3 protein-coding genes are annotated in these 6,637 nt (G+C 63.9%); all 3 read right to left on the bottom strand.

Annotation, left to right across the window (positions count from 1 at the left end; genetic code table 11):
• Window positions 1–145 precede the first annotated feature (145 nt).
• The 3 genes from A3736_RS13220 to A3736_RS13210 all read right to left on the bottom strand — a co-directional run bounded on the left by A3736_RS13220 (window position 146) and on the right by A3736_RS13210 (window position 6,373).
• Entirely contained in the window at window positions 146–1,963 is a 1,818-nt protein-coding gene (locus A3736_RS13220; RefSeq protein WP_067683801.1) for an alpha-amylase family glycosyl hydrolase, read from the bottom strand.
• A complete protein-coding gene (locus tag A3736_RS13215) occupies window positions 1,960–3,495 on the bottom strand; it encodes a tryptophan halogenase family protein (RefSeq protein WP_255363002.1) in 1,536 nt (511 codons plus the stop codon). The genes A3736_RS13220 and A3736_RS13215 overlap by 4 nt, the downstream gene beginning before the upstream one ends.
• 91 nt (window positions 3,496–3,586) lie before the next feature.
• A complete protein-coding gene (locus A3736_RS13210; protein ID WP_067683795.1) occupies window positions 3,587–6,373 on the bottom strand; it encodes a TonB-dependent receptor in 2,787 nt (928 codons plus the stop codon).
• Between the last annotated feature and the right edge of the window lie 264 nt (window positions 6,374–6,637).

Genomic DNA, 6,637 nt, shown 5'->3' with positions numbered 1-6,637 from the left:
TGAGTGATACCTGGAAGATCACCGATCCCGTCGCCATTCGCATCCATAAAGCTGCGGGGATAGATCTGATAGATCGCCGCTCCGCGCCACCATTGCACGGCGGGACCGGTTTGCGGCGCGAGTGCAGTCTTGCTCAGGCTCGCCATCATTGCGCCCCCAGTTCGCAGATTGCCCAGCCGAAAGCCGGGATCGTCAGCCGCACGCTGCCGGGTACCGACGGGGCGGCGGGGCACTCGCCGGACAGGGCCGTGAGACTGCGCACGCCGTAATCCACTTCGATATCGCGGGTAATCGCTTGATCGGACGAATTGAACGCCGCCAGCACGCGCTGATCGCTTTTCTCGTCATACCGTTCGACCGCCAGCAAGCCCGGCCCCTCATGGTCGAAACCGCGCACAGTGGTCAGCCCGCGCCGCAGGGCGGGCGAGCCGGTCCGCATCGCGGCCAACTCTCCGATCAGGACATAGAGCGGGTGGCCGCTATCGAAATTGTCGTCCGCAGTCGTCGCATCGGTGCCGAGCAGCGCGTTGTCGTTATAGGCATCGACTCGGCTTTCGAACATGTCCTCGCGCGCGAGCTGGTCGTTGCCGTCGGAGATGAAGCCCTGTTCGTCCCCGTAATAGACCGTCGGCACCCCGCGCAGTGCGAACATCATCGCATGGCCCAGCCTGGTGCGCGCCAGCAATTCGTCGCGATCCTCCGTCTCGGCATAGTCGCGCAGGAACATCGAGAAGCGACCGAAATCGTGATTGCCGAGGAAGGTCGGAAGGCCCGTCGCGGTCTTCGCGCCGCCGGGATAAATTATGTCCTGCACCAGGAAATCGGCCATCACCTGCGGCGCTTCCTTCCCGCTCGCGACCAGCTGCGCCGCCTTGGCGAAGCCCATGTCGAGTGCATAGGGCAGGTCCGCTTCCGCCATCACCCGCGCCGCCGTGACTGCGTCGGGCGTGTCGTAGGCGATCTCGCCGAAGATGTGGAAATTGGGGATGCCTTTCGCATCTGCCCGTTCAAGCATGGCGGGTACGAAAGCCTGCCAGAATTCCGGGTTCACATGTCTGGCAGTGTCGATCCGGAACCCATCGATCCCGTAGCGGTCGATCCATCCGCCGAAGATCTCGATCATCCCTTCGACCACGCGCGGATGCTCGGTGAAGAGATCGTCCAGCCCGACGAAATCGCCATAGACGCTGCTCTCGCCGATCCAGAACGTATCGCCGCGATTGTGGTAATAGATCGGATCGTTGAGCCAGGCGGGCACTTTGACGTCACGTTCGGCTGCCGGGACCACGGGGGTGTAGGCGTAACTCGGATCGATCAGCCGCGCCCAGTTCTCGGCGCTCGGATCGCTGGGATCGAAGCCGCGATTGATCGGCGCTCCATCCGGGCCACCCTTGGTCGAGTAGGGATAATCGCCTTTGCTGCGATATTCGTATTCGTTCTCGGCGAAGCGGATCACGTCGGCGGTGTGGTTGGCGATGATGTCCATATAGACCTTCATGCCCCGCGCATGGGCGGCATCGACAAAGGCTTCGAACTCTTCATTGGTGCCGAAATGGGGATCGACCTGCGTGAAATCGGTCACCCAATACCCGTGATAGCCGGCGCTGAAGCTGCCCGGATTGCCGGGATCGCCCTGCACTGGCTTGTTCTTGAAGATCGGCGCGAACCAGATCGCGGTGACGCCCATGCCCTGGATATAATCGAGCTTCTCGGTCAGCCCTTTGAGGTCCCCGCCGTGATAGAAGCCCTTGTGGGTGGGATCGTATCCGCTGACGAGCCGATCCGCCGGATAGCCGCCCAGATCGTTGCCAGGGTCGCCATTGGCGAAGCGATCGGGGAGGACGAAATAGATTACCTCGTCTTCCACCCCGCGTTCGCGGAAGCTTTCCGGCGCAACCGTTTCGGCGAAGGCGGGAGCGGTGGCGAGCAGAGCGGCGGCAAAAGTCAGAGCGATATGTTTCATCGGGCCGTCTCCATCGTGGCGGCGGGTCGGGAAGGGGATTGCGGCGCGCAAAGTCGGCGCAGGAGTTCGGCGTGTGTCGGCATGGCTGCGACGTTTGCCGCGATCCCGCGCTCGATCTCGTCCAGAAGCCGGGCGAGTGCGGCGGGATCGATGGCATCGGCGTTCGGATGGGTCGCGCGTGGCATTATACCCTGCCCCATCAGCACCTGGACCCAGCCGGGCTCGGTGAACAATTCCTCGTGCTCGCGGTGGAGGTATCCAGTCGCACGGAACAGGTCGAGCCGCGCAGCGAGGCTGTCGGGCAAGGGCATGGCGCGGCAGCGATCCCAGAACGGCTCGCCCTGCCGCACGTTCGCGGCATAATGCAGGATCAGGAAATCGCGCACGCTTTCCCATTCGAAGCGGGCCTGACGATTGAACTCCGCCGCCATCGTCGCCGTCGCGCCGCGGCGCGGCAGCATCGAAAGAAACCGCGCGATACCGGACTGGATCAGGTGGATGCTCGTCGATTCAAGCGGTTCGAGGAAGCCCGCGGCTAGGCCCAGCGCGAGGCAATTGCCGCTCCAAGGCGCACTGCGCATTCCAGTCCTGAAACGCAGCCGATTGGGCTCAGCCAGCGGTTCGCCGTCGAGATGGGAGCGCAGGGTCGCTTCGGCTTCGTCTTCGGACAGGTAATCGCTGCAATAGACGAGGCCGTTGCCGGTGCGGTGCTGCAAGGGAATCCGCCATTGCCACCCCGCCTCGTGAGCGGTGGCGCGCGTATAAGGCACCGGATCGCCGTCGCTCGCGCATGGGAGCGCAACCGCGCGATCGCAGGGCAACCAGTGGGACCAATCCGCGAAATCCTGCCCCGGCGCGCCTTGGCTTAGCAGTGCGCGAAATCCGGTGCAGTCGAGGAAGAAATCGGCCTCGACCTGCGCGCCATCTTCCAAAACAACGGCGCGTATATCCCCGCTCTCACCGTCGCGCTCCACCGATGCGATGCGGCCTTCGATACGGCTCGTTCCCCGCGCTTCGGCGAACCGGCGAAGGAAGGCTGCATAGAGCGACGCGTCGAAATGGTAGGCCCATGGCATGTCGGGCTGGCCGTGCGCCTGCTGCCACGCCTGCATCCGACCCGCGCGCGCCGCCGTCTCGTTGAGGGAATAGGCCGCAAGGCTCTTCGCCAGACCCAACTGCCGCCCGCGCAGCCAGAGCTGGTGAAACGGCAGCAACCCCGCCCCGCGCCCGAGATTGCCGAAGGCGTGCATGTAGCTTTCGCCCGGCTTGCGCCATCCGGCAAACTCGATCCCAAGCTTGAAAGTGCCCTTCGTCTCGCGGACGAATTCGGCCTCGTCGATCCCGAGGCTGCGATTGAACAGGCGGATCTGCGGGATCGTCGCCTCCCCCACGCCGACTGTCCCGATCGCATCGGATTCGATCAGCGTGACGCTGCACCCGGTCAATTTGGATAGGGCCGCAGCCGCCATCCAGCCGGCCGTGCCGCCGCCCACTATGGCGACCGAAAGGGGAGTTTCACTGCTCTGGGTCACGGCCATGCTCCTCCCTCGCCCCTCATCGGGCGGTTCGGCAAGCCGGATCGGCAAGGGGCCCGGCGCATGTCCGAGGCCCCCGCCGCCCGCATCAGAACTTGTAGGTGAAGCCTGCGAGGAAGCGACGCCCATAGAGCTGATAATCGACCACCTGATTGCGTTCCGCCCCGGTGGAGACGAAGGGCTGATCGGTGAGGTTCTGGCCCTGGAGATAGACCGAGAGACCTTCCAGCGCACTTCCGTCCTGGAAGTCGTAGCCGATCTGCGCATCGATGATCGTTTCCGCCAGCGCCGTGCGCCTTACCGGCGACCCGCCGAAGCCGGTGAAATCGCCGAGGAAGGTCGAACGATAGCGCGCGCTGACACGCGTGTTGAAGCCCGCGTTCTCGTAATACGCCGTCCCGTTCACGACCCACTTCGAATAGCCGGGGATCTGCGTTTCGTTCCCATTAGCGTCTTCGATCTTGGTCTTGGTGTAGCTGGCACCGCCGGTGATGCCGAAGCCTTCCAGCGCCTCGGTAAAGGTGTCGAACGGCAGGGTTACAGCCAGTTCCGCACCGTAGAGATCGCCCCCGCCGGTGTTGATCGGCGCGTCCAGCGTCCCGATCGGCGAGAGGTTGGGATAGGCCGCGCTGCCCGGGGGCGGAGGGAAGGACGAATAGTCGAATTCGAAACGTCCGTTGAAGACGTAGCTCTTGATGTCCTTGTAGAACAGCTGAAGCGCCACGACCCCGCCGAGGCCGAAATACTTCTCGATGTTGAAATCGACGGCATTGGCGCGATAGGGGCGCAGATACGGGTTGCCGCCGCCGCCGCGAATGATCCCGCCGGGCACCGAGGTATCGATGCCGTAGCCGATCGAAAGACGCGTATCGTCAAGCCGGGGGCGCATGATCTCGCGCGCCGCCGCAAAGCGGAACACCCAGTCGCTGTTGAGGCGCAGCGACAGGTTCGCGCTTGGCAGCACGTCCCAGTAATCGTCGCCCAGCGTCAGGCGCTGCGGGCCGGCAGCCGGGAAGATGAAGCCGGTCGAATTCTGGACCGTGTTGATCCCCTGCACGCCGACATTGCCGGTCAGCACGCCGCTCGCCAGTTCCTGTTCGATATTCGCCTGGAGATAGAGCGTCATCAGGTCTTCATTGACCGTGTAGCTCTTGCTCAGAACGTCATTGGCGGCATTCGGCCCGGTCGCGATGCGCGGTTCGAGCACGAGGATGCCTGCCGCGATCAGCTCGCGCGGATCATAGCTGACGATCGGGCCGAGGCCGAGATAGGTCAGATCGGTCGCGCGCAGCAGGAATTGCGAGGGGATCGCCACTTCGGTCGCGCCATTGGGCAAACGCACGAAAGCCTCGTCCGGCGTCAGGTTCTTCTCGCGCGTCGTGTAGTTCATGCCGAACTGCACGCTGCGCAGAAAGCCGCCGTCGAATTCCTTTTCGACCTCGCCGCGGAACTGGAACAGCTCGTCCTCGATGATGCGGTTGTTCGAATAGCCCGCCTGCGGAATCGCGCCACCCCCCCAGCCGAGCGGGTCGGTGAGGAAGATGCGCGCCGGATCGCTATAGTCGAGCGATGGGTTGAATACCGTCCCCTCGTCACGCGAAGTGAACCCGATCGTCGCCGCCGAACCACGCCCTGTCGAAGGGCCATTGAAGCCGGTGCCGGAATAGCTCTCCAGGCTCAGTTCGTTGCGATCGGTGCGCGAATAGCCGAAGTCGAAGAAGGCGGTCCAACCGTCGTCACCATCCCACAGCGCGTTGAAGCCGCCCGAATACAAGTCCGCCTTGCGCTGGAACACGTCGTTGCGGATCACGCCGCGCACATTGTCGAACTGGCCCGAGGTGACGAGCCCATCTTCCGCCGTGAAATTGGCCGGATTGAAGGTCGTCCCGAACGCGCCGAAGCCGAGCGGGAGTTCGATACCGCGCTTGGTCTGGTCGTCGTCGAAATTGGAATAGAAGCCGTCGACCGTAAAGGTCAGCTGCGGCATCGGCTGCCATTGCAGCGTACCGTTGACGCCGAGCCGCTTTAGGCGCGTCGAAGTGACATAGGACTTGGATCCGCCGATCAGCGCCGCATCCTGCCCGCCGACCTGCGTACCGGCATAGCCCCAGGCGTTGAATTCCTGCAGCTGGTAGGGCTCGTCCACATAGGATGCGGCGAGCGAGATGCCGAGCGTGTCGTCGGCGAACTGATCGACGAAGGTGCCGTTCACGCGGTAGCCGAATTCCTTCGATCCGGCGTTCAGCGCGCCGATATCGGCCCACGAACCGCGCGCGCCGACGGCGATGATCCGCTCGCCGGTTTCGAGCGGACGGATGGTGCGGATGTCGATCGTCCCGACCAGGCCCTGCCCCACGAGCGATGCGGTCGGCGACTTGTAGACGACGACCTGATTGACGATTTCGGACGGATACTGGTCCAGCTCGACCGAGCGGTTGTCGCTCGTAGTCGTCTGTTCACGCCCGTTCAGCAGCGTCTGCGAGAAGTCGGGGCCGAAGCCGCGGATCGCGACCACATTGGCGCGCCCGTTGAGACGCTGAGCGGTAAGGCCGGGAAGGCGCGCGATCGATTCGCCGATCGAAGCGTCGGGCAATTTGCCGATATCTTCCGCCGTGACCGATTCCACGATCTGGTCGGACAGCTTCTTTTCCGCGACCGCGCTTTCGAGGCTGGCGCGAAAGCCGGTGACGACGATGACATCATCGTCCGCCGCGTCGGGATCGGTGACCGGCTGGCCTTCGTCCACCTGCTCCGGCGTGGTCTGCTGGCTGCCCTGCGCCATCGCGGCGGCGGGGATCAGGCCACCGGCCAGCGCCAGAGTTGCGGTGAATGCGGAAATGCTGATTCCGCTGCGAAGCGTTTCGCGAAAAGCCATCGGTCTACCCTCTCCAGAGCCGGTCCACTTTGGGCCGGAAATCCTTGGTTCGAGCGGTTTCCGCTTGTCCGGTTCCCCGCCCTTCCCTTCACGGATAGGCTTGGTTTCGCGCGCTGCGGAAGACAGCATACGTATGTGATGCGATGCACACGGGCACCGATGTTGCGCGATTGCCACGCGCGATCTCGCGCCGCGCATTGCCAGAATCGCCCCTCCGGCCTAGCGTATCCAGCGCTTGCGGGAAGCGCGGAAAACCGTCGTTCT

It is taken from the genome of Erythrobacter sp. HI0063 (assembly GCF_001635685.1).
GTDB lineage: Bacteria > Pseudomonadota > Alphaproteobacteria > Sphingomonadales > Sphingomonadaceae > Qipengyuania.
This window is presented reverse-complemented; position numbering and strand designations above follow the sequence as displayed.